Consider the following 1843-nt stretch of genomic DNA (forward strand, 5'->3'; position numbering starts at 1 on the left):
CTCGAGCTCATGCAACAATCACAGACCGTCGGCACCGTGCCGGCTGCCGAGCCAGAACAGGAGGACACCAACCCCGAACTGGCGCTCAGCGCCTAACCACCCCAAGAATCACGCAACAAACGCGTTACACCACACAAATGGACTTGACCTTCGGTGATCGCCGTCCGATTGGTTGCATCCGGGATGGGACAGCCTTCTCTTCTAGTCCCGCAACCCAACAGCAAAAGGGCCAACCAAGTTGGAACACCGCCCTACTTAGAAGACGGAAATATGGGCGGAAACTGAACCGTCCCGGGAATCATGCCGCCTGTTTGTTGGCGGCGTCGTCGGGTAACGGGCCGGTTTCTAGATCATAATATGTTTGCTCATATTCCTCTGGCGTCTGATGATCCAGAGCGGAATGCAGGCGTTCGTTGTTGTACCAGTGAACCCACTCGAACACGATCTCCATCACGTCGGTTTCGGTCTTCAAGGCCCCGGCGCGGAACGGTGAATCCTTCGCGACGGCCTCGTTCTTGAACAGCCCCATCACGGTCTCGGCGGCTGCATTGTCATAAGCATCACCCACGCTGCCAATGGACGGCTGCAGGCCCTCCAAGGCCAGGGTGTCGGTGTACCGGATGGAGGTGTACTGGCTGCCGGCATCTGAGTGGTGAATCAGTCCCGCCGGTGCCGGGCGGCCGGTGTGCTCGCGCCGCCACAGGGCCATGCGCAGGCAGTGTTCGACGAACGCTGTGTCCTTGACGGTTGAGGTTTCCCAGCCGACGATCGCCCGGGAGTACAGGTCGATGACCAGAGCGACGTAGACGAATCCGGAGTAGACCGGGACGTAGGTGAAATCAGTGACCCAGATCTGGTTCGGGGCCGGGGCAGTGAAGTCCCTGTTCAGCAGGTCGCCGGCGCGGCGGCCGTCCTTGCCGGGGATGGTGGTGCGGGTCTTGCGGCCCCGGACGAGGCCGTTCATGCCTTCTTCGCGCATGAGCCGGTCCACGGTGTGCTTGGAGGCTTCCGGGAAGCCGTTGCGGCGCAGCCACTGCGTCATTTTCCGCCGTCCGTACATGATCTCGGGCCGTGGGCGTCCCTTCGCATCGGGGACTTTCAAGGCACGGAGTGCGTCGGTGATGCGGGCGTCTTCGATGGTGCGCAGGGCTGGCAGGCGTTTCTTCCACGCCCGGTAGGTTCGTGCGGCGACCTGCACGCCCTGCTCCCGCAGGACGGCACAGATCGACTCGACCGCAAAACCTTCAGCGCGCATTTCGTCGATGAATCGACAGATCAGCGGCGGCGAGGGTCGAGTTCCCTCGCGAAGAAAATCGAGGCCTGTTTCAGGATCTCGTTGGACTCTTTCAAGTCCCGCACCTCAGCCCGGAGCCGTTTGATTTCCTCCAGCTCGTCACTGCTTGGTCCGGTTTTCTCACCGGCATCGACCTGGGCCTGGACAACCCAGCGGCGCAGCGATTCAGGGCCGACTCCAAGCTTTGGCGCCAGGGCCTTGCAGGCAGCATAAACAGACGGGTATTCGGACAACCGATCCATGGTCATGCGCACTGCGCGGTCACGGACTTCGGGAGGGAACTGCTTGGGCATAATCACTATCTTTCTCAAAGAAGATAGCGGCATCAAACCCGGGACGGTTCAGGTCGCGGAAGAAGCCAAGCCAGCCGGCGCCGTCCTCGGCGGAGGACGCCTGGATGCCCAGGACCTCGCGGTGTCCGTCGGCGTTGACCCCGGTTGCGACCATGGCGTGGACGTTCACGACCCGGCCGCCTTCGCGGACCTTCAGGACCAGGGCGTCGGCGGCGACGAACGGGTACGGGCCGGCGTCCAGCGGGCGGGTGCGGAA

1 protein-coding gene and 1 pseudogene are annotated in these 1843 nt (G+C 62.5%); both read right to left on the reverse strand.

The genetic code is table 11. From position 1 onward, the window contains the following. Nucleotides 1-298: 298 nt before the first annotated feature. Nucleotides 299-1587, reverse strand: a protein-coding gene (locus tag AC1DES_RS19070; RefSeq protein WP_476897264.1) for an IS3 family transposase whose coding sequence is annotated in 2 segments (ribosomal slippage) — nucleotides 299-1314 and nucleotides 1314-1587 — 1290 coding nt in all. Because the reading frame shifts where the segments join, the coding sequence is not laid out codon by codon here. A gap of 4 nt (nucleotides 1588-1591) precedes the next feature. Continuing rightward, nucleotides 1592-1843 (reverse strand): annotated as a pseudogene (locus tag AC1DES_RS19075) (transposase); the annotation flags it as partial.

Source organism: Arthrobacter sp. 05T442 (assembly GCF_056395945.1).